This window comes from Serratia sp. JSRIV006, assembly GCF_019968685.1.
GTDB classification, from domain to species: domain Bacteria; phylum Pseudomonadota; class Gammaproteobacteria; order Enterobacterales; family Enterobacteriaceae; genus Chania; species Chania fonticola_B.
This window is the reverse complement of sequence record NZ_CP074137.1, coordinates 3,964,025-3,984,778: the sequence shown is the minus strand read 5'-3', so window position 1 is coordinate 3,984,778 and position 20,754 is coordinate 3,964,025. Positions and strand designations below refer to the sequence as shown.

Here is a 20,754-nt window from a genome sequence, read left to right as displayed (position 1 = left end):
CGATGGAGTACCACCGTCAATGAACCGATGCGAACTGGGTTTAAAGGGATTTTGCGAACTAATACGGAGGGTAGCGAACGATGGACTGGTGTCCCCTGCAGGAATCGAACCTGCAACTAGCCCTTAGGAGGGGCTCGTTATATCCATTTAACTAAGGGGACTTTGGGCGGCTTTGATTTGAAGTGTTCGCCTGAATTTCTATCCTACCGTAAATCCTCAAGTTTTATCAAGCCTTATGTTTCTTTCCTTTCTCTATCATCCCTCCTAGTTTCGCCGTTTGTTCGCTTCGTTCACTTGCCTTTAAGTACAGATTGAGTACAGAATGCATTTAACGATTGTGTACAGGATCTATAACATGGCCCTTAGCGATACCAAACTGCGCAGCATACACAACAAACCATATTCAGGGCCTGCGGAGCTTACCGACAGTGACGGCCTAAGTGTACGCATAACCCCGGCTGGTACTGTTACTTTCCAGCATCGATACCGCTGGAATGGTAAGCCGGTGCGCCTAACTGTTGGTCGCTATCCGGTTATGTCACTCAAGGATGCGCGGGTAGCAGTTGGCGAGATGCGCGAATTGTACCTGAAGGGCATCAACCCTAAAACCTATTTTGTAGGCGCAACGGGAGAACTGACCCTTAAGGAGTGCCTAGATCAGTGGTGGGATAAGTATGTAAAAGGGCTTAAGCCTAACACCCAGACGCTTTACCGTTCCGTTGTGTACAACACGATGTACACACAATTCGAAGATGTGCCAGTGGCTAAAATCCCCGTATCGCTATGGGTGCAATTTTTCGATAAGCAGGAAAAACTTAACAAGAAGAAAGCCCGAGTTTTACTGCTCCAACTGCGTTCGGTGGTCAACTGGTGTATCAGCAGGCAGTTGATCCCTTCATGCGAACTAACCAAGCTGAGCGTAAAGAATATAGGTAAAAAGCCCGATACCGGTAGCCGTGTCTTGACGTTCACAGAACTTGCAAAAGTATGGTTGGCGTTGGAGAACAACAAAATCGTATCTTCCAATAAGTTGCTTCATCAGTTGCTTTTACTGTGGGGTGCCCGGTTGTCAGAACTTCGCCTGGCCAGGGTTGAAGAGTTCAATATGGAAGATCTGATTTGGACTACACCCGGCGCACATTCGAAAATGGGTAACGTGATCCGCCGTCCTATATTTGCTCAAGTTAAACCGTACATAGAGCGGCTGATAGCAGCCAAAAACCCGGTTCTCTTTCCTGGGCAAGAGCTGGATAAATCGATTGATCGGTCTTCGGCAAACCTGTACATGAAAAAGCTTAGGGATAAGATTGATATTCCGGAGTGGCGTACGCACGATTTCCGGCGTTCGCTGGTGACGAATCTTTCAGGGGAGGGGGTCATGCCCCATGTCACCGAAAAGATGCTGGGGCATGAATTAGGGGGAGTGATGGCCGTGTATAACAAACACGATTGGTTGGCAGAACAGAAAGAAGCGTATGAGCTGTATGCTGATAAGATTTTTTGGCACGTTAAGCAACTCGGTTAACGCCGCCCTCGTTGATCCATTGTTCAACCGCCTGGCGGCTGTAGCGTGATGGGTGAGTAAGCACGGGGGAAGGAAAACCGTGCTTAGTGCGCAGCCTCCATAGCGCTGTACGTTTTTTACCAACACGTTCAGAAACTTCTTTTTCAGTCATGAAGTCAGTAATCATTTTAAACCTCTCTTCATTAGGTATAAAAAACCCCGGCGCGTAGCCAGGGAGTTTTCGTTCAACTATTTTGCTATTTAAGCCTTCGCAAAGAACTTGCTTGGTACGTACGGCCAACACGCAGCACGGTGGCGATCAGGGATTCAACACAACGCGCCGCTTGTGGGTCTACTGCCAGTAAATCACTGTTTATCTGAGCCCACGATTTTTCAATCGTGTTAAAGCATTCAAAAAAACGCTCAACGTCTATCGCTGAAGCATCAGGTTCTATTTCAGCACTCTCTGTAAAAGGAACGTTATTAGATGACATATGGCCTCTCTAATTAATTGAAAATAATGGACAAATGTCCTTTCACGAGTGCGCACTGATTGAGTGTTGTTAATGAGTGATAAACAATCAAATAGAACCTAGCGATCAATTACGCCTTATCGATCGGTTTAACAGATCGATGATGGTAAGTGACTAATTTTGCTGGTGGGGCGCAAGTAGCCGCTGATAGATTGCCGATACATATTTAGCCTGGTGTATCGCATCATGCAGAGCGTTATGGGGCTCGCCGTCGAAGGGCATGTCCCGCTTAGGGTTGAACCCGATTTCACGGCCTAACTCTACGATGGTGCGTACATCGCGATCATTGAACCAGTTCCACGGCTCAGGAAGAGCGGTGCGGTTGTAGGACTCACGCAGGATGACATTATCGAAAACGGCACCATTTCCCCAAACACGAAGGTAGGCGGGGTTATTGGCGTTTGTCTTGATGAATTCGGCTAACTGTAGAAGCGCCCCATTGAGCGATGGCACTTCTTTGTTACAGACCGCCGCCCGTGCTTCTGCTGACTGCTCCAGCCACCATAGGATTGTTTCTGGCTCAGCAATTGCGCCACTATTCATTGCACTTTCAAGATTTACCGCGCAATAGAACTGTTCGCCAATCTCCCCAGAGTGAGGGCTGAAGAACACGGCTCCGATAGAGAGAATTGGCGCTGTTGGCTTTTTCCCCATGGTTTCGATGTCAATCATTAAATGTTCATTAACCATATGTTTTATCTCTCTTATTTCATGATTTACGGGAGTGAGTAAAACCCATAATTGCAAAACACTGTATGAATAAACAGTATCAGCGAATCAAGGATTGATCAATCTGGGGGAGGGGTAATAAGGACACTTTGCATACAACATAATGATTATTGTGTTGTATTAGGCACTGCACACAACAACTAGGAATTTCTTAGTCAGCCTTGGGTGTAGTTGTAAGAACGTCGCGGTAGGCGTTCCATGCTGATCTGGCAATATCAAGGTTAACAGGACAACTCAGGGTTACTTCACGATTATAATCGCTGTGTACCCAGGCTTTAAACTCGGCATCCCCTGGTAAAATTGGCGCTGACTTTGAGGCTGCAAGGCGACGCAAGTCTGAAACGAGCTCGTTAGCCCAATCTTTCCATTCGTCGGGTAGCCCGCCCTCTGAGCCTGCAATGTGATTAGCTATGTTGATTAGCTGTTCACCCAACACTGCTGGCGGCGTCTGTTCTTCGGCTCGAATACGATCAGCCAATTCTTTGGCCTCTCCAGCCAGCTTAAGTGCGCGCTTAAGCTGGTCAGATTGCTGTATCCCTGTCAGCTTGTGAGGCTCGCATGAGGTGTGGCAGGCTTCAGGAGGAGTGAAACCTATGACCTGATCCCCTTCAGTAACCAGGCGGATCAACATAGCCAGATTATCAATGATTTCACCTTCGACGTTCACCCACTCTTCGCGCCCTTCGGTGTAGTGGATTACAGCCTTGATTACTTCTCCGCTTTCCTCAGCTACTTTGTTCAGTACATAGTTCGGTTGCGGATATTTACGCATAGCCTTGTCAGCTGATGCTCGTGCCTTTCGCACCAAGAGGCCGAAGTAATCATCCGACAGTGCTGGCTGTAATGTTAGATTTGGCCCCATACTCACCTTAAGAGCCTCATAGAAACAGCCTTTGAGATTGTTAAACCGGTGACCATTCAGCTGGCCGTGCTCTGTCAGCATGTCGTGGAGTTTCCACGCGGCCTTATTAACCTCAAGAGAACCAAGGGTAGGGATAATCGGCTGTAGTCGCTGCTCTGCTGCCTCCGCACGATGCTTCATTTCACCCAATGCAACAAGCAGCTCGTCATGGCTATTGAGCAACGCTTTTACTGCTGGAGAGTAACGCCAGTTCTGGCTATCCGGTCCAGTGGCAGCGTCACGAAGTGTTGCTTTCGCGTCTTCCAGTGTGATTTTTAACTTACTCATGCTTTCTGCTCCTGCATCAACTGATAGACAAAGAACTTATCCATTGCAGAGTTAACCAGGTTGCGCCGGTCATACAGTTGGATACCCCAGACGATCGCGTATAAGCACCACAGGTAGTGGAAAGACGTAATTCTACAGTTACCACTTTCCCAGAAGTCGTCCATGCTGATATGTTCACAGTAGAAGTCGCGTATGGCCGCAACTGCGCTCCACTCGTCTTCACCTTCACTTTTTAGCTCGTCGATCTCCTTTTTGACTCTGGCTTTGACGGTTTCGGCGTCGGCCTCATAATCATCCGGATCGAAGTCATCTAACCATTGGTCATGCAGTTCCTGCACTTGCTCTTCAAAGGCATCTGATGACCATTCCGTATAGGCCTCGCGTCTGTGACCTCCACCTGTTTGCAGTTTTTCAGCCCAATAGCCGGTATTGATCACTGGATCATCACCGTGCTGATAGCAGCGGTGATCCATACGGAAGAAATTGAACATGTCGTGCACGCGGCGGAAAACATAAGTACCCATATCACCGCCTATGCACAAATGGCCGGGCCAGGTAGTGAGGGTGAAGTGATAAAAGCTGCTGTTGCCCCGCGAAAAGTGCAGGTGGCGAAATACGCCGTTATCATTTTCGACGGACATAGAGTGGTTGCGGGTATCATGCTTGAAGCGTTCGAGGGCGTTTTCTTCTTTCATGGGGCCTCACTCATCAATAGCGTTGTTGTAATCATTATGTGTAAGCAACTGCCAATTCTTACCTTTATCGCGAGACAGCAAACGCCACCGCTTGTTAACACGGAAAGTCATATAGGCGTTTACTTTGGTTCTGCGGGGAATTAATCGGTTGTTGCTGAATTGAGATAAGATATGCAGCGCCTTTGCTGTTATCCACAAAGGCGCATTGTTAAAGTTAATATTGCTCATCGCTGGTGGCCTTCATTTCGATAGCGGAATGGATTTCGGCACGTAGCATTCTGATGTTTTCCCATTTATCACAAGGGATGGTATCTACAAGTGAAATAAAGTCGCCCATATTCATCACTGGACTTTCCGGATCACCCATAGTCTCAGACGAGACATCATGTAGCCGCTCAAACATCGAGTCTGGTACTTCAGCATTACCGAACTTTTCATTAAGCCAGGTTCGAAGCTCTTGAGCTTCCTGATATTGGGTAATAAGCGCTTTGGCCTTATAGATTGTCTCTGTTGGCACAACAACGGCTTCTGGATTTTCGAAAGAATCAGCCGCCCAGGTGTGAGCGAACTTCGACTCGTGAAACAGAAAATCATCTTTATCGCCAAATGCTGCTGCCGCGCATGCCCATACCTCTATTCCACTCTTAATGATAATGTCGGTTTTCAGTAAAGGGAGTTGATCGCCATCGGTCTGCACTGGTTCACTTGTAGATGCCGTGTAGCTAGTGCTGGTAGGCTTATTTTCGTGACGATATTCCTGGAGGATAGAGAGTAATTCAGCTTTAACTGAAGGGTGGATGCGCAAAAGGTGCTCGTCGCCGTTCTCTACTGTTTCAGCATCGAACAGGAGTTCAAGCGCTCGACGGGCTTTTTTGGCGCTGAACTGCGGCTGTGCAATGCTTTTGGTAACTTTGGTTTTACCAGCATCTTCAGCTTTTTTCATGAGTCGCGCTGCTTCGCGGTCTGCGTAAACACCATGCTCACGATGGATTCCAATAGCAATGGCGTAATTCATGGAGCCAGCGCGGACAAGGCTCTTAATATAACCAGAGCATTCTTCTAACTGGATATGCTGAAGAACATCTGACTCTGAGCGTTTTACCTTCTTCGCTATCTCGGCTGGAGTCCAGTTTTGATTTGCCAAGCGTTGATATGCTGCGGCCCGTTCTAGGGGGGTTAACGCTAAACCCTGAGAGCTGGTAACCATGAAGGCGATTTTATCCGCCTCAGTGCCTACAAAGTCTTTACACTCAAGGCGTGGGATTTCATGCCCGGCCTCAGTAGCGGCAAGAGCACCATAATAACGGTGGTGACCGTCAATTACTTTCACACCTTTTTCAGTAACTTCAACAGCCAACGGCGGAATATACTCACCTGCAATAAATGCATCGCGGAATTCTTCTACGTGGGGCTGGTTTAATTCACGAACGTTATAGCCTTCTTCGGCATAAATTTCAGAGAGAGGAACCAGAAACGTTTTTTTAGTAGAGATTTCTGAGTTTTCTGCTTTCTTATTAGCATAGCGTTGACTTAAGGTTGCCATGATGACTCATTCCTTAATTTATGATTGGAAAGTGCTTCACTATGCGCCACACAAGGCGGCGCATAAGACAGCACTTTAATAGGTGGTTAATATTTAAATGCGGCCTTCAAAAACCGGCACATCCGGCAACTGGCTTTGCAGATCAACAAGAATTTCATTGTATGCATGCTCAATGATTTTCTTCGGTTCAATCAGCTCGTACCAAAGTGTTAGCTTGCCTTCACGCAGGCGGTAACGAATACGGGCATCAATCTGATAAGGAGTACCATTATGGAAAGGGGAGATTGCCAGGCTGATTTTTTCAGGTAGCTTTGTGTTACCCGCGCCGGTTTTCTCGTTGCTGAATGCCATTTGGTAAGTGCCATCACTCAAACGTGTCACAGCCTTAAATTCAGATGTGCGCGTTTCCTGGAAGGCCAACACCATTTCAAGCAATTCAGTGCCCGATGTTGGGTTTGAATCAGATATAGGGGCAATACAGTTAATATATTGCTCAATGAACTCGGCAAACTCAACCTGGTTCATCGTTTGCTTATTGCAACCAACAAAGGCTTTCCACTCTTCTGAGTGTGGGCAGTCATACGTAACAGTATGCGTATTTTTGAAGGGACTTTTACTATCCAAATGATAATCCAGCACGCCGCGAAAACGCGTATTTTCGGTGTCTGCAAAAATAACGCTGCGGTCATCTTTGAAGCGTACAACATAGGCGATCAAGGAAGAGGCAGACATCACTAGTACGCTCTGTTTAATCTGCTCTTTATCAATCATGTATTTTTCAAGTGATTCTACTTCGTAACCGCGCGGCACAACTGCATAAGGAATATCAGTTTTAACCAGGCTGCTTGCTACCGCTAGTTCTGCAACATGCTTAACTGACTCGTTGGTAATATCCATTTTAAATCCTTTCTTTATGGTGAGGGTTTAACTGCGGGTGCTATTAGCCGTTCTGCGTCAAACGAATTGGCGCGGCGGCTGGCTGTGTATCAATAACTTTCAAATCCATCTGAACTTGTGAGGGGTCGTCACGCATTAAATCGCCATCTGCCGTTGAGAACATAATGGTGTCTGCGCGGCCAAGTTCAGGGATAGACGTTTTGACAGTTGGCGTGATTTTCATTGTGTTTTCATCACGCGTGTTGAGCATGGAACAAGTAAGGACTAAGGTAACTGCCCCTTTTTTACCTGTTTCACGCACGGCTTTAATTACTCTTGCCAACTCTTCAGAAAGTTCGCTGTCAAGAGTGCCTTTATTGATATATGAAAGATGTTGACTGAACGATGTGACCTTATTTTCACTCATTGATTAATCTCCTGAGTTACACATTTTAGATGAATGGCATAACGCAAACGTTATTAGGCCCAGACAAGCGCCTACGACAGCTCCAATTACAAACGCAATTAGCAGCATTTTTGATATTCCATTGATAAGTAAAAAGGGCGACTATCCGCTGAACATTGTCGCCATCCTCCGTTAAGTAGTGATTGGAAGAACGGATAGCCGCCAAACTGTTACCACAACGAGAAGAGCACTGCCGAGCGCGCCAACACTCTACGCATGGATTGGGTTATGAACCCGTCATACGCCAATGCTCTTATCTGTTGTGAGCTGACCTTCCAGCCAGCATGGCGGGGATTGCAAGCTAAACTGCTGAACTTACCCGCTCGGCGGAATCACCATTTCGGATGCCGCCACATTACCCCGAATAGCAATATTGTTGGTTATGACAAATATTCGACGTTAGAAACCTGATCAGCCTGGATAAGGCGGTAAGAGGTGTAATCCAGAACATTAGAAAAGAAAAGTCCGCTCACCGCGCCGTAGTCAACATCAATTTCTGGGTCGGTAATGTTTTGTTCAAGAATCTCGCCAGTGTTCAGAGTGATACGCATCTTTGGAACGCTCACTGAGATATGGAACTTTTCGTGCGGTTGTTGATCGCGTAACTCATCAGCGCGGTCGTGAGCGTGAGCCTCTGCATCAACGCCAAAGCGCGCCTTGCTGAACATATCAACAACTTGGTTGCCGTTACGTACTACGTTGTAAGTGATCATTGTGTAACCCTCTGCTATTTCCCGTTGCCGGGCGGTGTGGGACGTTGCTCAGGAAAGCGCTTCTACAAACTCGGCAAAGCTCATTGCTTCTTCGCCTTTTGCGAGGCCGTTGAAATACTCTTCATATGCTTTTTGCATTCTCTTACCCTTATTCAGTGGTTTTATGCCTACCGCCCCGAACTGGCAGCGGCAGGGTAAATCCACTCTGCGTTTTAAGGCTGGTTGCTGCGTTAATGGGTCGCCATGCCAAACTGCCCAGTGCGCAATGCGCCTCCTTTCCCCTGGTGCGTCGCTGTGGGAACTGGCTATCTAGTAGCCGGTATACCGCTTATCTGTTACATGATGCCGCCCTCCGGTTGTCGCCTGTTCTCATGCTGGGTCAGGCTCCCGCGCTTTTATTCCCTTACACCCGTCATAGCCGAAGCTGATAGATGTGAGGGCTCATAAAAAACACTCATTGCGTTTCATACCCGACATCATTGGAACCTAGTCGCCGTCACAGCCGGATCGCGACTGGTATTCGTTGTGCGCCAGAATCACCTATGAACCCGGTATTTCATCCGACTTTGCTGATTGTTAAAGAGCGGGCGGCGGGTGCCGGTGAGAAAGAAGATACAATGTGTACTCTTTTCATTCAATACTTAATGTATCTTAAATGAAAGAATAAATACTATGTGTATGTTTTTAGGTGGTATTTATTTTTTAGTTCGTATCGGCTGAAGAAAGACAGAAATCGGGAAATAATGATTTTTGAGGGGGGTAAAAGAGTAGGGGCTATTGATAGATAAAAGAAAACCGGCTCAATGGCCGGTTTCTGTAATGATTATGTAGGGTAGAGAACGAGTTAGAACCTATCATCGCTCCACTTGGCGGCAACAACCTTACCTAACAAAGTCACCCCCCTCTCTTTGCAGTCTGTCATGGGGAATGAAGGGTTTAGCGCCATCAGAAAATCTATGCCAGCCTCATTGATGATCTGCCTAAAGATAGCTTCAGGGCTATTGCTCACTTCAGCAGCGCAGAAGTCACCAGGCTTAATATTGTCTCTTTCCATTGGGTCAACGAGTATCAATATCCCATCAGGAAAACTAGGGCTAACGCCTACCGGAGCTGTCATGGATGGGCCTTTAACTTCAAGCCAATATGAGGCTAGGCTTGCTTTCTTGTCTGAGCGGATAAACATCAAACTGGCTTCTTTACCGAGGCTGTCAGGTTGACCATTCAACACCCCGGCTTTCAAAGCTGTAAGCAGCGGGTACTTGTATGAGGGTTCAACTCTTTGCTCAGGAGGAACAATCGGTAAGTTGGGGTCTTCGACCATCCCATTTGCATGAACAGTAAACTTTTCAAAGCCTACCATCCCCATGATCGTCGCAATCTGATCAAGGTTAGGGGTTCTACGACCTGTTAGCCAATGGCCAACCGCGCCAGGGGTAACCTCTAGCCGATCGCTTATGTCATCCCTTGTGAGTCCAAGGGGCCTCATCCTGGCTTTTGCCAGTTCATACCATTTTTTCATTTCTCGATTATCACAAATAGTATCCATTTCTCTAAATACCATAAGTATCTTTTGTCTTGTCATGAATGAATACATGATGTATCTTTCTGCCTTATGAAGAGGAGTTTCTATGAATAACCTAAAAACAATCCGAAAGAAGGCAGGGCTAACAAGCTTTGATCTCGCTCGTGAAATGGGATGTACACGAGGATCAATTGGTCACTACGAAACTGGCCGACGTTTGCCAGATATCAACACGGCTAAGCGCTTGGTTGCGTCACTCAATAAGTTAGGGGCTGAGTGCTCACTAGAAGAGGCTTTTCCTTCTGAAGTGATTGCTCCATCAGAGATGCAGTAATTATCCATATTCCGACACGGGATATAACCACAGCTTGAGGAGTTGAACTGTGACACAGGAACAAGCGCCAGATTGGCAGGCAGAAAAGCAGCCTGAATGGGTGATCACCGTCGCCCGGAAACTGATTACCGGTCTGCCGGGCGGTTACGCTGAGGCGGCTAACTGGCTTGGGGTGACCGAGAATGCGTTATTCAACCGGTTGCGCCCTGGTAGCAACCAAATATTCCCTATTGGCTGGCTGATGGTTTTGCAAAATGCTGGTGGAAATACCCATTTTGCCGACGCAACTTCCCGCCAGTCTCGTAGCGTCAACGTTCGCCTTCCTGAAGTGGAAAATATCGGGCGTGAAGACATCAACGCAAAGCTGATGGAAGCGATCGAGTACCTCGGCAAGCATTCCGAACTGGTACGGCGATTCACTGAAGACGGCGAGATAGACGAGAGAGAGCGTCAAGAGCTTGATCACAACACCTACCACCTGATAGCGACATTCCAAGAGCACGTCATGCTGCTTTACAGCGTGTTTTGCCCTACTGAAATCAGAGCCATACCGATCATGAAGTCCTGTAAATGGAAGGTCTAGCCATGTCTGCCAACTGGAGGCACATCACTGTGACGTAAGCCATAGGGGGTTGAGCATGTACGAAAACACGTTCGTGAGAACAGTAATGCCCACGGCTTATTGCCGTGAGGATGCCGCATGGATACAGGCAAGGTTGGGTGAATTACCGATCGGGACGCGCAGCAAGGTAGCAAGCCAGTATTCGGATGTTTACCAGGCTGCATACGACGAGGAACCGATATCGTTCAAGCAGGAGAACGCAGGGCGTAGGGCAGCAAACAAGCGATTGAGGTTATTCGCTGACAGGTACGCAAGGGCAAGTATTGGACACACGCAACCGCCTCCACTGGCTAGATGAAATGGGTGATTGGATGTTTGGACGGCTAGAAGTCTTTTTGTCTTTTGGGGGAGAGGGGAAGGGTAAGAGGGGGGTAAGGGGGGTGATCGGGTTGGGGTGTGGGGGAAGGAACAGGCTTAACCAAGAAGGTGATCTTAAAGGGATCGAGTAGTTAAAAATGCCGGACAGACATTTAGACGGCTAAACATCTAAACGAGGAATAGAACGAATGCTTACCATCCAGCCACGCGAAAAACAGATTGTTGCACTGAATATGCTGCGCTCGGCATGGAAGCAACACGCATCATTCATGATGTATGCCCCGGTAGGGTTTGGCAAAACTGCGATAGCGGCGTTGATTACTGCTGGGTTTATCAGTCGCAACATGCGCGTAATGTTTGTGGCCCCGTACACCGTGCTGTTAGACCAGACCGCCACACGCTTTATTGAATACGGCTTGCCTGCTGAAGAGATCGGTTACATCTGGCGTGATCACCCGGCATACGACCCGCGCCGCCTGATCCAGATTGCTTCTGCCGATACGCTGATCCGTCGTGACTTCCCTGAAGATATCGATCTGCTGATCATCGATGAGGCACACCTCAAGCGTAAAAAGATTCTTCAGACCATCGAGCACCTGACAACTAACACCGCCGTGAAAGTGCTCGGTCTGTCTGGCACCCCGTTCGCCAAGTTCCTCGGAACGTATTACCAGAAGCTGATCAAGCCAACGACCATGAAAGAGCTGATCAGCATTGGAGCTCTGAGCCCTTACGAGTTTTACGCCCCGTCACAGCCTGATTTAAGCGAAGTAAAAACCTCCGAGCAAGCTGGCTATGGACGTGATTACAACGAAGATCAGATCGGCGACATCATGAGCGACGTTAAGCTTGTGGGCGATATCGTTAAGAACTGGCTGGAGAACGGCGAAGACCGCCCAACCATATGTTTCTGCGTAAACGTGGCGCATGCCAATTTCGTCACTGTTGAATTCAACCGGGCAGGTGTCGCCGTCGAGATAATGACAGCCGCCACGCCGCATGAAGAACGCCAACTGACTATTCGCCGCTTTGAACAGGGTATCACCAAAATAATCGTTAACGTTGGTGTGCTGGTGGCCGGTTTCGATAGTGATGTTCGCTGCATCATCTTTGCCCGCCCTACCAAGTCAGAAATCCGTTGGATTCAGATTTTAGGGCGCGGGCTGCGACCTGCACCAGGCAAAGACACCTGCCTGATCTTCGATCACAGCGGCACCATCCATCAGTTGGGCTACCCCGACGATATCGAGTACGACTACCTGCCCGCCACCTCTGACGGCATGGAAAAAGCCCCAGCTCGTGTGGTTAAAACCGACGAGCTTGAACGCCTTCCGAAAGAATGCCCCGAGTGCCATTACGTTAAGCCAGCAGGCATCTACATCTGCCCGAAATGCGGTTTCAAGCCGATCGGCGGCGAAGACGTAGAGACAGACAAAACCCGCAAACTCAAGAAGGTGAAGCAAACCAAGGAAGTGATCACCAAAGCGGTGAAACAAGCCTGGTGGAGTCAGATCCTCTATTACCAACGCTCCCGTAGCGCCCAAGGCCGACCAATCAGCGAAGGCTGGTGCAAACACATGTACCGGGAAAAATTCAGCGAGTGGCCTAACGGCCTGCATTACGCGCCAATGGAGATCACCCCAGTGGTTAGCAACTTCATTAAATCAAGACAGATCGCTTTTGCTAAGGCGAAGCAGAAAGAAGGGAAAGCCGCATGAATACCAAACAAGCAGCAATTGGGCGCTGGCCTGAAATATTTAAGTTTTACGGCTTACCCCCGGTGACGGGCAAAAACCATTTTAAGGGTGAATGCCCGTTGTGTGGCCGGAAAGGTAAATTCCGCTGTGATGATAAGAACGGGACAGGCTCTTATGTCTGTACCTGCGGCGCTGGCGATGGTTGGGCCTTGCTGACCGGTGGCACAGGAAAGGATTTCAAGACACTGGCGGCAGAGGTAGACAAGTTGATCGGCAGAGTATTCGTGCCTGGTGAATCAGTCGCCGCTCCCCGTTCTAGCGTTGAGTCTATGCGTGAACGTGTCAGCCGTAAGTTTGCCAAGCTCACGCCGTTGCGTGGTACTGGAGCTGACGCATACCTGAAAAAGCGGGGGATCACGTCTTTGCCAATGGAATACGTGCGGTACTGCGATAGTCAACGTGCCGCTGGTGGGGAGTTCCAGTCAATTTACGCGCTAGCAACCGACGATAAAGGCGAGCTGTGCTACCTGCACCGCACCTTGCTTGATGGTGACCAGAAGGCTGTTGCTGGTGGAGCCCAAAAGAAAATGCTCAAGCTTCAAGAGGACAGTTACTTAGAGCATACCGGTTCAGTTGCCGTTCGCATGTTCCCCCCTTCAACCACGCTGGGTATCGCTGAGGGCATAGAGACAGCACTTTCCAGCCATCAAATCACCAAGTGCAACACCTGGGCGACATTGAACACGGCCTTCATGAAGAAATTCCGTGTCCCACTGGGAGTGCTGACGCTAATCATTTTTGCAGACGCAGACCGCAACGCTGCCGGGCATGCTGCGGCTTTCGAATGCGCCCGCGCCAATCTTCATGCAAAGAACGATCTCCAAAGGGTGTTGGTTCGCTGGCCCAAATCTGGCGACTTCAATGATCTGCTGCAAAACGGCTCAGAGGTTTACGAGTGGGTATTCGAGAGGGAAAGCAAATGATAGCCAAGAAATTAAAAATCGACGATGAGCCGCCTAAGTCTCACATGCTCATACCAAAGCTTGTTAGGCAGGAAGACAGCAAATACATCAAATGGGTTAAGACCCGGCCTTGTAGTGGCTGCGGTGGTTCATCCGATGACCCACACCATGTAATAGGCCACGGCCAAGGGGGGACAGGAACCAAAGCACATGACCTGTTCGCTATCCCTATGTGCAGGCGATGCCATACCAAACTGCACGAAGACCCGAAAGCATGGGAAGAGGAACACGGTAGCCAGGTAGTGATTTTATTCAGGTTCTTAGATTATTCAATTGGCATAGGAGCGATAGCATGACCCCGAATCAGAAGAGAAAGTTAAAGCATGAGGCATGGACAACTGTTGCTGGGGTGACTCGCAAGAAGTACCTGGGTAAATTCCAGCGCCTGACCCGGCTGCAAACATTGTGGATCACCTCACTGCTGAATGCTTGGGGTGATATGTACGGCGGCAACCCTGACGGGAAATTGAGCTGTAGCGGTGGGAGTGGTGTCTGGGGACAGATAATGCCCGAGCAATGGGATGATGAAAGCGCAGCCCGGATTGTGAAGGTAATGGCAGATCTACGCAATCTCGGCTATCGCGGTGAAGAGCAGATAAAGAAGGCAACTGCAATCCTGTGGCCTCATCGCTCGTTAGAATCAATGCTGGAAGTTGCAGACGCAGGGGAAGAGTGCGACTTCATGGAGAAAGCAGTATTGGCATCTATGAAGCATGACAACCCAGTTTATGTAATTGGTAAGTTGTTTTACACAGGGCGCAATAACACATTCTCCGTTCTGGGTCGCTTTATGCAAAATCATTACGCCCCATGGTTATCCCGCGATCAAGTTGATGATCGGGTACGTTGGTGTATAGAAATATTCAATTCTTCGGTGTTCTTCGCCGTTCGTGAGGCTATCTGCATCGAAAATGAAGAAAATAGCAAAAATAACTTGAAAATAGCCAAAGAAACTGCATAATACATGTATGCTTTCGCGAAGCTGTACCATCAAGCGACTGAACAAAATGACCCGCCATCTGAGCGGGTTTTTTTATGGGAAAATGAAAGCTGAATAATGTTTGTGAGGTGGGCAGCAATGAAGTGATGCAACACTCCATTGCCGGGTTGCTCATGTAGAAGATCACAAGCGAACCTTTGCCCGTGCTGCGAACAGCAGGACGAGCTTACCAAACAAGGGCGCTTATGATTTCAAACACACGTCTTATCAACGCTGACACAACAGCATTTATTAAAACCCTGCCGGATAACTCCATCGACTTGATCGCTACCGACCCGCCTTATTTTCGGGTTAAATCTTGCGATTGGGACAATCAGTGGAAGACTGAAGCTGAATATTTAGAATGGCTTGATTCTCTGCTTGTGGAGTTTTGGCGAGTACTCAAGCCGAACGGAAGCCTCTACATGTTTTGCGGTAGTCGGTTGGCGTCTGATACTGAGTTGCTCGTTCGCCAGCGGTTTGATGTGTTGAGCCATATTGTGTGGGCTAAACCATCGGGACCGTGGAAGCGCCAGAATAAAGAGAGCTTACGGGCATTCTTTCCGGCTACTGAGAGGGTCATATTTGCTGGTCATTATGCCGGGCCTTTACAGCCCAAAGCTGACGGCTACGCGGTGAAATGTGTAGAGCTGAAGCAAAACGTTTTAAAGCCCTTGATTGACTATTTCAAGGCTGCTCGACAATCCCTAGGGGTATCAGCCAAAGATATTAATGCGGCAACAGGTACGCAGATGACTAGCCATTGGTTTACTGAAAGCCAGTGGCAGCTACCGAGTGAGAGCCAGTACCATGCCCTTCAAGTATTGTTTGATCGCATAGCTAATGAGAAGCACCAGGCTGGTGGGTTGGAGCGCCCTCATCATGAGTTGGTGAGGGAGTACCGAGCGCTTAATCGGGAATATCTGGATTTATGCCAAGAGTATAAATCGTTACGGCGTACCTTCACGGTGTCGTCAGAGGTTCCTTATACCGACGTTTGGAACTATGCGCCGGTAGCGTATTACCCGAATAAGCACCCATGTGAAAAGCCTGCCGAAATGATGGAGCACATTATCAGCGCCAGCAGCCGACCAGGTGATGTTGTGGCTGACTTCTTCATGGGGTCGGGTTCAACGATTAAGGCGGCTATTAAGCTAGGCCGTATCGGCCTCGGTGTGGAGCTTGAGACAGAGCGATTCGAACAGACCACTCGGGAGATATACCCGGATTAATCAATGAGCCTCGGTGCATTCCGGAGCTTTCTATTTAGGCTGCCAAATGGTGGCCTTTTTCATTTCTTGCGCCCGGCGTTTGCTGAGCGAACAGCAAACAAAAAGGAGCAAATATGAGTGAGCCGATCTCTAGTTCTGGGGCGGCAGCAGCGGCAGTTACCGGCGTGACAATAGTCGGGGTATTTTCCAATCTTGATCCTGCTGTTGTTGTCGGAGCATTCGCAGGCGCGGCGGTATTCGTCCTGTCTTCTGGTGACCTTTCAAACTTCAAGAAAGTGTGGATGTTCGCTTCTTCATTCTTGGTTGGAATGTTTTCTGCGGAGTTTTTTGCAGACGTGATAGAGGCTTTCCTTTCTGTACTGCCGGGAAAACACATTGAAGTAGGGGACACAATCGGGGCGCTGGTGGGCGGTGCTGTAGCTGTACGCTTGCTCATGTACCTCATTGCAAAATCTTCAGACCCAACAGCGCTGGACGACATTACCCGGCGAGGGGGAGACAGATGAATGAATACCTGCTGACAGTAAACGCAATTGCGTGTGGTGCAACGGCCTTTCGCCTTATGGCATACCGGAGGAACGGGGCAACGCATCGACCCATAGTTACATTCTTTGCCTGGGTGCTGATTGTAGCTTGTGCCTCGGTAACTATCCGCATACTGACCGGCGATTATCAAAGTGCTAACTGGTCGGAAACATTAATTAACATTGGGTTCTGTGTAGCCGTCTGGTCTTCAGGTGGCAACGTCATGCGCCTGGCTAAACCCCTTCAGAGAAAACAGCTATGACACAAAATGAATCGCCACGGATAATCTAGACACTTCTGAGCCGTTGATAATATTGATTTTCATATTCCGTCGGTGACATCTGATCACTCGAACCATGCCGACGCTTACTGTTATAAAACATTTCGATGTAATCAAAAATATCACTGCGGGCTTCTTCCCGCGTTCCGTAGATCTTTTTCTTTATCCGTTCACGCTTCAGTAGCTGGAAAAAACTTTCTGCAACTGCGTTATCGTGACAGTTACCACGACGGCTCATACTGCCCTCCAGTCCATGTGATTTCAGGAATGACTGCCATTCATGGCTTGTATACTGACTACCTTGATCAGAATGAACCAGCACCTGTTTTTGAGGATTACGCCGCCACACGGCCATCAGAAGCGCATTCAGGACAATATCTTTTGTCATCCGGGGTTGCATTGACCAGCCGATAACTTTGCGCGAAAACAGGTCAACAACCACGGCCAGATACAGCCAGCCCTCGTGGGTTCGGATGTAAGTTATGTCCGTTACCCAACGTTCATCCGGTGCTTCCGAGTTGAACTGCCGCTGGAGCCTGTTGGGTGTCACGATACTGGCCTCCCCTTTACGAGCTCTTGGGCTTCGGTATCCGACCTGAGCCTTTATCCCGGCACGCTTCATCAGCCGCCAGACCCGGTTAATCCCGCACTGTTGCCCGCTATCTCGCAGGTCGAGATGGATCTTACGATAGCCATAAACGCAACCGGACTCCAACCAGAACTGTTTGATTTGTCCTGTCAGCCTCATATCTGTCTGATGCCGTGGTGAATGTGGCTGCTGAAGCCAGGTGTAAAACCCACTTGGATGAACATCCAGCACCCGACAGAGCAGACGAACAGGCCAACAACAGGTGTTATCACGGATAAAGGCGTACCTCAGTCGGACAGCTTTGCGAAGTACGCCGCGGCTTTTTTTAATATGTCCCGTTCGTCAGTAACTCGTTTCAGCTCTTTTTGGAGTCGGCGGATCTCGGCCTGAGCATCTGACTGTTCTTTGTTGGTGGAAGAGTCAGGCCCGTACTTCTTTATCCAGGCGTAAAGGCTGTGGGTGGTGATGTCGAGACGTGTTGCAACGCTGGAAACAGAATGGCCACGATCAACAACCTGTTTGACCGCTTCAATTTTAAACTCTTCAGGATAACGCTTACTGCTCATGTGCACCTCTCTTTAGGCCATTTTAAATGACTCTGAGGTGTCTGTTAAACCCGTGGCGATTCAATGCGAACGTTTGGCCCGCTCACTAACGCTAAACGGTTGAGCGAGTATCAGTGCAAAATGTTAGGCCGCACAATTCAGCAAAGCGCCAAACAGGAAGCAATCGCAAACCTGGTCTATGGTGGCCGGATGGGGAACAGCGCGCCAGGTGATGGTTGGAAATATCGCGGGCGTGGTTTAAAGCAGCTTACTGGCTTGAATAATCATCTCGCATGCGGCACGGCTCTTAAGCTCGACTTAGTGAGCCACCCTGAGCTATTGGAACTGGACGCTAATGCGATGCGTTCTGCCGGTTGGTTCTGGTCAAGCAATAATTGCGGGCAATATGGTTCTGATGTAGTCGCTGTAACTAAAGCAATCAATGGTGGCCTGAATGGTATAGATGACCGTAAGTCCCGGTTTGAGAAGGCCAGTAAGGTGTTGCTATGACACCGCTAAGCAAATACGGGCTTATCGGTGCGTTGTTGCTAGCCATCTTGCTAGGCTGTTATGCATTCTCGCTATCAGACGATTTAGATGTTGTGCGGGAGTCCAACGTAAAGCTAGTGAAAGCCGTTGAAAGCAGGGATGAAACTATCAATGCACTAAAAGGTGCAGCTGATTCCGATCGTCGCGCCACGGAAGCACAGCTCAAGATTGAACAGCAAAAGAGAGTAAAGGCCGATGCTGAAAACCGAACGTTACGCGAGGCGCTGGAGCATAGCGGCTGCAATCAGCAGCGTTTGCCTGATGATGCTCTCCGTATCTTGCGCCGAGAGAATGCCCCCGCCAGCCCCTAGGCTGATTTACGTATACCCGCCCGCCGTGCTGCTTCAACAGTGCGAGCAAACACCGTTTAACGGGCAAACCTTCGGTGATGCAGTTGTGGCCTTGCAGGTAGCACAGGTCGAGTTGGATGTATGCGCATCTCGCATCGAAGGGGTGATTAAGTGGAAGAGGGATAACGGGCGAAAGTAGCATTACAGAGCATCTATACCTAGGACGAGACGGTGAGCTACACCTTGGCGCTGCAAACAGCTTTTTTGATATGCGCCAGGCAGGTGGGAACGATAAATCGGTGGCGTATAGGACTACCTGAGGAATGAGGTAAATGATATGCTCATCTTTCATTCAATCTTAAAATGGAAGAGAATTAATGAAAAGAGGCATTGTTACATTTCCTTGTTCCTTTAAAGAAATATCAAATGGGAATGGCTTCACTACTAGAGATGAATTATCCGCCATTGATATCAACTACTATACTTTATACTGGGATTCGATAATCATAAGTAATATGGAAATGTTCCATTTTCCAATTCCAAATGAGGAAGAATTGATATCATGCGGGGTGATAGAGCGACCCATCTTACCAATTAAATACCCTATACACTCAGGTGATATCCCTAACCAGTTTTTGAGCTCTCAGTCTGGCTTGCTGGATTATTTAAGAAAAGAGCAGAAAGGAACAGATTGGCGTTTGCATCAAAAAGGCGATACTTTCGTATCAACAAATGAACAGTCAAAGTTACAGGATATTTTAAGGTTGGAATTAACTAATGCCTTGCCTGTTCCGGGAAATGATGTGCCCTTATGTGATATATTAGAATTTAAAATGAGACGCGCAGATGAGTTGTCAGCTTTGCATATATACCTTGAGGAATTATATAAGGAGGTGATGACTTCTCATGATTTTCATTTGGCCAGAGCATCCGCATACTCAAGGCTGGTTAAAGCTATACAAGATATAAACTCACTTAATAACGAAGGGTGGAGAACTCCGTTTAAAATAAATATTACGGCGTCATTTGAAACAGATGTAAATAGTATTTTAACGGGTGCGTTATCTGCGTACACTGCTGCTTCATTGACAGATGCGGTAACGACTGTATTGACAGGAATAGGTGGTTTTGTTTTAGGTGGTTTGAAATTAAACCCAGTAAGACAGCGGGTTTTAAATGGTAATTCTGGAAGCCTTGTATATCTATCCAATGCTTCGAAAGAGAATATAACTGCTTAGTGATTTTTGTTAATGATAATGTATTTTATTTTTTAGGGCTGGGTTGTTACAGCCCTTTTCGTAACGATCTTTGTCTTGGATTTAAATTGGTTCTGTCTGGTGGGTAATATATGGCTGGAATAAAAGAACTATCAGCTCAACTCAAGAATATAAAAAAACAGGTGCCATTTGCAACAGCACAGGCATTAACAAGCGTAGCCAGAAAGATTGAGGCTGCAGAGAAAGTTGCATTTCAGCGTCATCTAGATAATCCAACACCTTTTACAGTCAATTCTGTTCGATCGTTCGGTGCCCGAAAGAACAGTCTCACGGCCAAGGTGTTCGTGATGGATACCGCTGCCAGCTACCTAGAGCCATTCGAGTTTGGCGGGCAGCATAAGTTGAACAGCCAGGCCCTGTTAAACCCTAAGAACATTAAGCTGAACAAATACGGCAACCTGACACGCAACAAGATGACGCAGCTTAAGGCTAAGCCAGATGTGTTTGTTGGGGCGGTTGGTGGTGCAAACGGCGTGTGGCAACGTACCAAGGCGAAGAAAGGCAAGAAGGGTAAGAAGCGGCGCAAGCGCTCAGCTAACGGTACCAGGCAGCCGCGCATGAAGATGCCAGCGCCGAAGCTGCTGATCCAGTTTGGTGATGCGCTGTCGGTCAAACCGACACTTGGTTACTTCGATCGGGCGCAGGCCATGGCCAGTGCATTGATGCCGACCGAACTGAGCAGAGCAATGGCTGAGGCGATGCGAACGGCGAAATAATACCAGGCA

Annotated in this window: 26 protein-coding genes, 1 tRNA gene and 1 pseudogene; 15 read left to right on the top strand and 13 right to left on the bottom strand. The window is 48.3% G+C overall.

The window, feature by feature from the left end:
* Positions 1-86: 86 nt before the first annotated feature.
* A tRNA-Arg gene (locus KGP16_RS18485) sits at positions 87-161 on the bottom strand.
* 194 nt (positions 162-355) lie between these two features.
* Here KGP16_RS18485 and KGP16_RS18480 point away from each other — a divergent pair.
* On the top strand, positions 356-1,525 hold the full coding sequence (locus tag KGP16_RS18480) for an integrase family protein (protein ID WP_223500171.1): 1,170 nt from the start codon (positions 356-358) through the stop codon (positions 1,523-1,525).
* Here the strand turns inward: KGP16_RS18480 and KGP16_RS18475 are convergent.
* The 11 genes from KGP16_RS18475 to KGP16_RS18425 form a co-directional block, all read right to left on the bottom strand.
* Positions 1,509-1,691 carry an AlpA family transcriptional regulator gene (locus KGP16_RS18475; protein WP_161714084.1) on the bottom strand — a complete coding sequence of 61 codons (183 nt, stop codon included), beginning with the start codon at positions 1,689-1,691 and terminating at the stop codon, positions 1,509-1,511. The two genes, KGP16_RS18480 and KGP16_RS18475, sit on opposite strands and share 17 nt — an antisense overlap.
* A 70-nt stretch (positions 1,692-1,761) precedes the next feature.
* A complete protein-coding gene (locus KGP16_RS18470) occupies positions 1,762-1,998 on the bottom strand; it encodes a hypothetical protein (RefSeq protein ID WP_161714083.1) in 237 nt (78 codons plus the stop codon).
* 153 nt (positions 1,999-2,151) lie between these two features.
* The gene (locus KGP16_RS18465; RefSeq protein WP_245398410.1) at positions 2,152-2,709 is read right to left on the bottom strand and encodes a 3'-5' exonuclease; all 558 of its coding nucleotides are present in this window, start codon (positions 2,707-2,709) and stop codon (positions 2,152-2,154) included.
* Between the two features lie 208 nt (positions 2,710-2,917).
* On the bottom strand, positions 2,918-3,955 hold the full coding sequence (locus tag KGP16_RS18460) for a hypothetical protein (protein WP_223500169.1): 1,038 nt from the start codon (positions 3,953-3,955) through the stop codon (positions 2,918-2,920).
* The gene (locus tag KGP16_RS18455) at positions 3,952-4,650 is read right to left on the bottom strand and encodes a hypothetical protein (protein WP_223500168.1); all 699 of its coding nucleotides are present in this window, start codon (positions 4,648-4,650) and stop codon (positions 3,952-3,954) included. Before KGP16_RS18455 ends, KGP16_RS18460 begins: the two co-directional genes overlap by 4 nt.
* A gap of 6 nt (positions 4,651-4,656) precedes the next feature.
* Positions 4,657-4,878: a hypothetical protein gene (locus tag KGP16_RS18450; RefSeq protein WP_223500167.1), complete on the bottom strand. Its 222-nt coding sequence runs from the start codon at positions 4,876-4,878 to the stop codon at positions 4,657-4,659.
* Entirely contained in the window at positions 4,865-6,193 is a 1,329-nt protein-coding gene (locus KGP16_RS18445; RefSeq protein ID WP_223500166.1) for a DNA-binding protein, read from the bottom strand. Before KGP16_RS18445 ends, KGP16_RS18450 begins: the two co-directional genes overlap by 14 nt.
* Before the next feature lie 93 nt (positions 6,194-6,286).
* On the bottom strand, positions 6,287-7,090 hold the full coding sequence (locus tag KGP16_RS18440) for a DUF2303 family protein (protein WP_223500165.1): 804 nt from the start codon (positions 7,088-7,090) through the stop codon (positions 6,287-6,289).
* A 43-nt stretch (positions 7,091-7,133) separates the two neighbouring features.
* Complete coding sequence (locus tag KGP16_RS18435; protein ID WP_024529216.1) at positions 7,134-7,496, bottom strand: hypothetical protein; 363 nt, start codon at positions 7,494-7,496, stop codon at positions 7,134-7,136.
* A 419-nt stretch (positions 7,497-7,915) separates the two neighbouring features.
* On the bottom strand, positions 7,916-8,248 hold the full coding sequence (locus KGP16_RS18430) for a hypothetical protein (protein WP_223500164.1): 333 nt from the start codon (positions 8,246-8,248) through the stop codon (positions 7,916-7,918).
* 844 nt (positions 8,249-9,092) lie between these two features.
* Complete coding sequence (locus KGP16_RS18425) at positions 9,093-9,842, bottom strand: LexA family transcriptional regulator (protein ID WP_051372367.1); 750 nt, start codon at positions 9,840-9,842, stop codon at positions 9,093-9,095.
* Between the two features lie 34 nt (positions 9,843-9,876).
* Here KGP16_RS18425 and KGP16_RS18420 point away from each other — a divergent pair, with 34 nt between their 5' ends.
* From KGP16_RS18420 to KGP16_RS18380, 9 genes are all read left to right on the top strand, one after another.
* Positions 9,877-10,104 carry a helix-turn-helix transcriptional regulator gene (locus KGP16_RS18420; RefSeq protein ID WP_211136911.1) on the top strand — a complete coding sequence of 76 codons (228 nt, stop codon included), beginning with the start codon at positions 9,877-9,879 and terminating at the stop codon, positions 10,102-10,104.
* 49 nt (positions 10,105-10,153) lie between these two features.
* Positions 10,154-10,687 (top strand): YmfL family putative regulatory protein, encoded by a 534-nt coding sequence (locus KGP16_RS18415; protein ID WP_223500162.1) that lies wholly within the window; start codon positions 10,154-10,156, stop codon positions 10,685-10,687.
* 545 nt (positions 10,688-11,232) lie between these two features.
* Positions 11,233-12,762, top strand: a complete 1,530-nt coding sequence (locus KGP16_RS18410; RefSeq protein ID WP_223500161.1) for a DEAD/DEAH box helicase — start codon at positions 11,233-11,235, stop codon at positions 12,760-12,762.
* Positions 12,759-13,724: a toprim domain-containing protein gene (locus KGP16_RS18405; protein ID WP_223500160.1), complete on the top strand. Its 966-nt coding sequence runs from the start codon at positions 12,759-12,761 to the stop codon at positions 13,722-13,724. The genes KGP16_RS18410 and KGP16_RS18405 overlap by 4 nt, the downstream gene beginning before the upstream one ends.
* Positions 13,721-14,059: a DUF968 domain-containing protein gene (locus KGP16_RS18400; RefSeq protein ID WP_223500159.1), complete on the top strand. Its 339-nt coding sequence runs from the start codon at positions 13,721-13,723 to the stop codon at positions 14,057-14,059. Before KGP16_RS18405 ends, KGP16_RS18400 begins: the two co-directional genes overlap by 4 nt.
* Entirely contained in the window at positions 14,056-14,724 is a 669-nt protein-coding gene (locus KGP16_RS18395) for a hypothetical protein (RefSeq protein WP_223500158.1), read from the top strand. Before KGP16_RS18400 ends, KGP16_RS18395 begins: the two co-directional genes overlap by 4 nt.
* A 224-nt stretch (positions 14,725-14,948) precedes the next feature.
* Positions 14,949-15,974, top strand: a complete 1,026-nt coding sequence (locus tag KGP16_RS18390) for a site-specific DNA-methyltransferase (RefSeq protein ID WP_223500157.1) — start codon at positions 14,949-14,951, stop codon at positions 15,972-15,974.
* A 113-nt stretch (positions 15,975-16,087) separates the two neighbouring features.
* Complete coding sequence (locus tag KGP16_RS18385; RefSeq protein WP_223500156.1) at positions 16,088-16,480, top strand: putative holin; 393 nt, start codon at positions 16,088-16,090, stop codon at positions 16,478-16,480.
* Entirely contained in the window at positions 16,477-16,761 is a 285-nt protein-coding gene (locus KGP16_RS18380) for a phage holin family protein (RefSeq protein WP_223500155.1), read from the top strand. The genes KGP16_RS18385 and KGP16_RS18380 overlap by 4 nt, the downstream gene beginning before the upstream one ends.
* Positions 16,762-16,786: 25 nt before the next feature.
* Here KGP16_RS18380 and KGP16_RS18375 read toward each other — a convergent pair.
* A protein-coding gene (locus KGP16_RS18375) for an IS3 family transposase (protein ID WP_223500153.1) occupies positions 16,787-17,934 on the bottom strand; the annotation gives its coding sequence in 2 pieces (ribosomal slippage) (positions 16,787-17,697 and positions 17,697-17,934; 1,149 coding nt in all).
* Positions 17,935-17,997: 63 nt separating this feature from the next.
* Here KGP16_RS18375 and KGP16_RS18370 point away from each other — a divergent pair.
* From KGP16_RS18370 to KGP16_RS18350, 5 genes and pseudogenes are all read left to right on the top strand, one after another.
* A pseudogene (locus KGP16_RS18370) lies at positions 17,998-18,423 on the top strand (glycoside hydrolase family 19 protein); the annotation flags it as partial.
* A complete protein-coding gene (locus KGP16_RS18365; RefSeq protein WP_223500152.1) occupies positions 18,420-18,773 on the top strand; it encodes a DUF2570 family protein in 354 nt (117 codons plus the stop codon). The pseudogene KGP16_RS18370 and the gene KGP16_RS18365, both read left to right, overlap by 4 nt.
* Positions 18,658-18,951 (top strand): Rz1-like lysis system protein LysC, encoded by a 294-nt coding sequence (lysC, locus tag KGP16_RS27700; RefSeq protein ID WP_223500151.1) that lies wholly within the window; start codon positions 18,658-18,660, stop codon positions 18,949-18,951. Before KGP16_RS18365 ends, lysC begins: the two co-directional genes overlap by 116 nt.
* A 178-nt stretch (positions 18,952-19,129) precedes the next feature.
* Complete coding sequence (locus tag KGP16_RS18355) at positions 19,130-19,990, top strand: DUF6236 family protein (RefSeq protein WP_223500149.1); 861 nt, start codon at positions 19,130-19,132, stop codon at positions 19,988-19,990.
* A gap of 110 nt (positions 19,991-20,100) precedes the next feature.
* Positions 20,101-20,745: a hypothetical protein gene (locus tag KGP16_RS18350; RefSeq protein WP_223500148.1), complete on the top strand. Its 645-nt coding sequence runs from the start codon at positions 20,101-20,103 to the stop codon at positions 20,743-20,745.
* The last annotated feature ends 9 nt before the right edge of the window (positions 20,746-20,754 follow it).

Bases quoted from the DNA above. Each gene is read 5' to 3' on its own strand.
- KGP16_RS18480 (WP_223500171.1), top strand. From the start codon at position 356: ATGGCCCTTAGCGATACCAAACTGCGCAGCATACACAACAAACCATAT.
- KGP16_RS18475 (WP_161714084.1), bottom strand. From the start codon at position 1,691: ATGATTACTGACTTCATGACTGAAAAAGAAGTTTCTGAACGTGTTGGT.
- KGP16_RS18470 (WP_161714083.1), bottom strand. From the start codon at position 1,998: ATGTCATCTAATAACGTTCCTTTTACAGAGAGTGCTGAAATAGAACCT.
- KGP16_RS18465 (WP_245398410.1), bottom strand. From the start codon at position 2,709: ATGATTGACATCGAAACCATGGGGAAAAAGCCAACAGCGCCAATTCTC.
- KGP16_RS18460 (WP_223500169.1), bottom strand. From the start codon at position 3,955: ATGAGTAAGTTAAAAATCACACTGGAAGACGCGAAAGCAACACTTCGT.
- KGP16_RS18455 (WP_223500168.1), bottom strand. From the start codon at position 4,650: ATGAAAGAAGAAAACGCCCTCGAACGCTTCAAGCATGATACCCGCAAC.
- KGP16_RS18450 (WP_223500167.1), bottom strand. From the start codon at position 4,878: ATGAGCAATATTAACTTTAACAATGCGCCTTTGTGGATAACAGCAAAG.
- KGP16_RS18445 (WP_223500166.1), bottom strand. From the start codon at position 6,193: ATGGCAACCTTAAGTCAACGCTATGCTAATAAGAAAGCAGAAAACTCA.
- KGP16_RS18440 (WP_223500165.1), bottom strand. From the start codon at position 7,090: ATGGATATTACCAACGAGTCAGTTAAGCATGTTGCAGAACTAGCGGTA.
- KGP16_RS18435 (WP_024529216.1), bottom strand. From the start codon at position 7,496: ATGAGTGAAAATAAGGTCACATCGTTCAGTCAACATCTTTCATATATC.
- KGP16_RS18430 (WP_223500164.1), bottom strand. From the start codon at position 8,248: ATGATCACTTACAACGTAGTACGTAACGGCAACCAAGTTGTTGATATG.
- KGP16_RS18425 (WP_051372367.1), bottom strand. From the start codon at position 9,842: ATGTATTCATTCATGACAAGACAAAAGATACTTATGGTATTTAGAGAA.
- KGP16_RS18420 (WP_211136911.1), top strand. From the start codon at position 9,877: ATGAATAACCTAAAAACAATCCGAAAGAAGGCAGGGCTAACAAGCTTT.
- KGP16_RS18410 (WP_223500161.1), top strand. From the start codon at position 11,233: ATGCTTACCATCCAGCCACGCGAAAAACAGATTGTTGCACTGAATATG.
- KGP16_RS18405 (WP_223500160.1), top strand. From the start codon at position 12,759: ATGAATACCAAACAAGCAGCAATTGGGCGCTGGCCTGAAATATTTAAG.
- KGP16_RS18400 (WP_223500159.1), top strand. From the start codon at position 13,721: ATGATAGCCAAGAAATTAAAAATCGACGATGAGCCGCCTAAGTCTCAC.
- KGP16_RS18395 (WP_223500158.1), top strand. From the start codon at position 14,056: ATGACCCCGAATCAGAAGAGAAAGTTAAAGCATGAGGCATGGACAACT.
- KGP16_RS18390 (WP_223500157.1), top strand. From the start codon at position 14,949: ATGATTTCAAACACACGTCTTATCAACGCTGACACAACAGCATTTATT.
- KGP16_RS18385 (WP_223500156.1), top strand. From the start codon at position 16,088: ATGAGTGAGCCGATCTCTAGTTCTGGGGCGGCAGCAGCGGCAGTTACC.
- KGP16_RS18380 (WP_223500155.1), top strand. From the start codon at position 16,477: ATGAATGAATACCTGCTGACAGTAAACGCAATTGCGTGTGGTGCAACG.
- KGP16_RS18365 (WP_223500152.1), top strand. From the start codon at position 18,420: ATGACACCGCTAAGCAAATACGGGCTTATCGGTGCGTTGTTGCTAGCC.
- lysC (WP_223500151.1), top strand. From the start codon at position 18,658: ATGCTGAAAACCGAACGTTACGCGAGGCGCTGGAGCATAGCGGCTGCA.
- KGP16_RS18355 (WP_223500149.1), top strand. From the start codon at position 19,130: ATGAAAAGAGGCATTGTTACATTTCCTTGTTCCTTTAAAGAAATATCA.
- KGP16_RS18350 (WP_223500148.1), top strand. From the start codon at position 20,101: ATGGCTGGAATAAAAGAACTATCAGCTCAACTCAAGAATATAAAAAAA.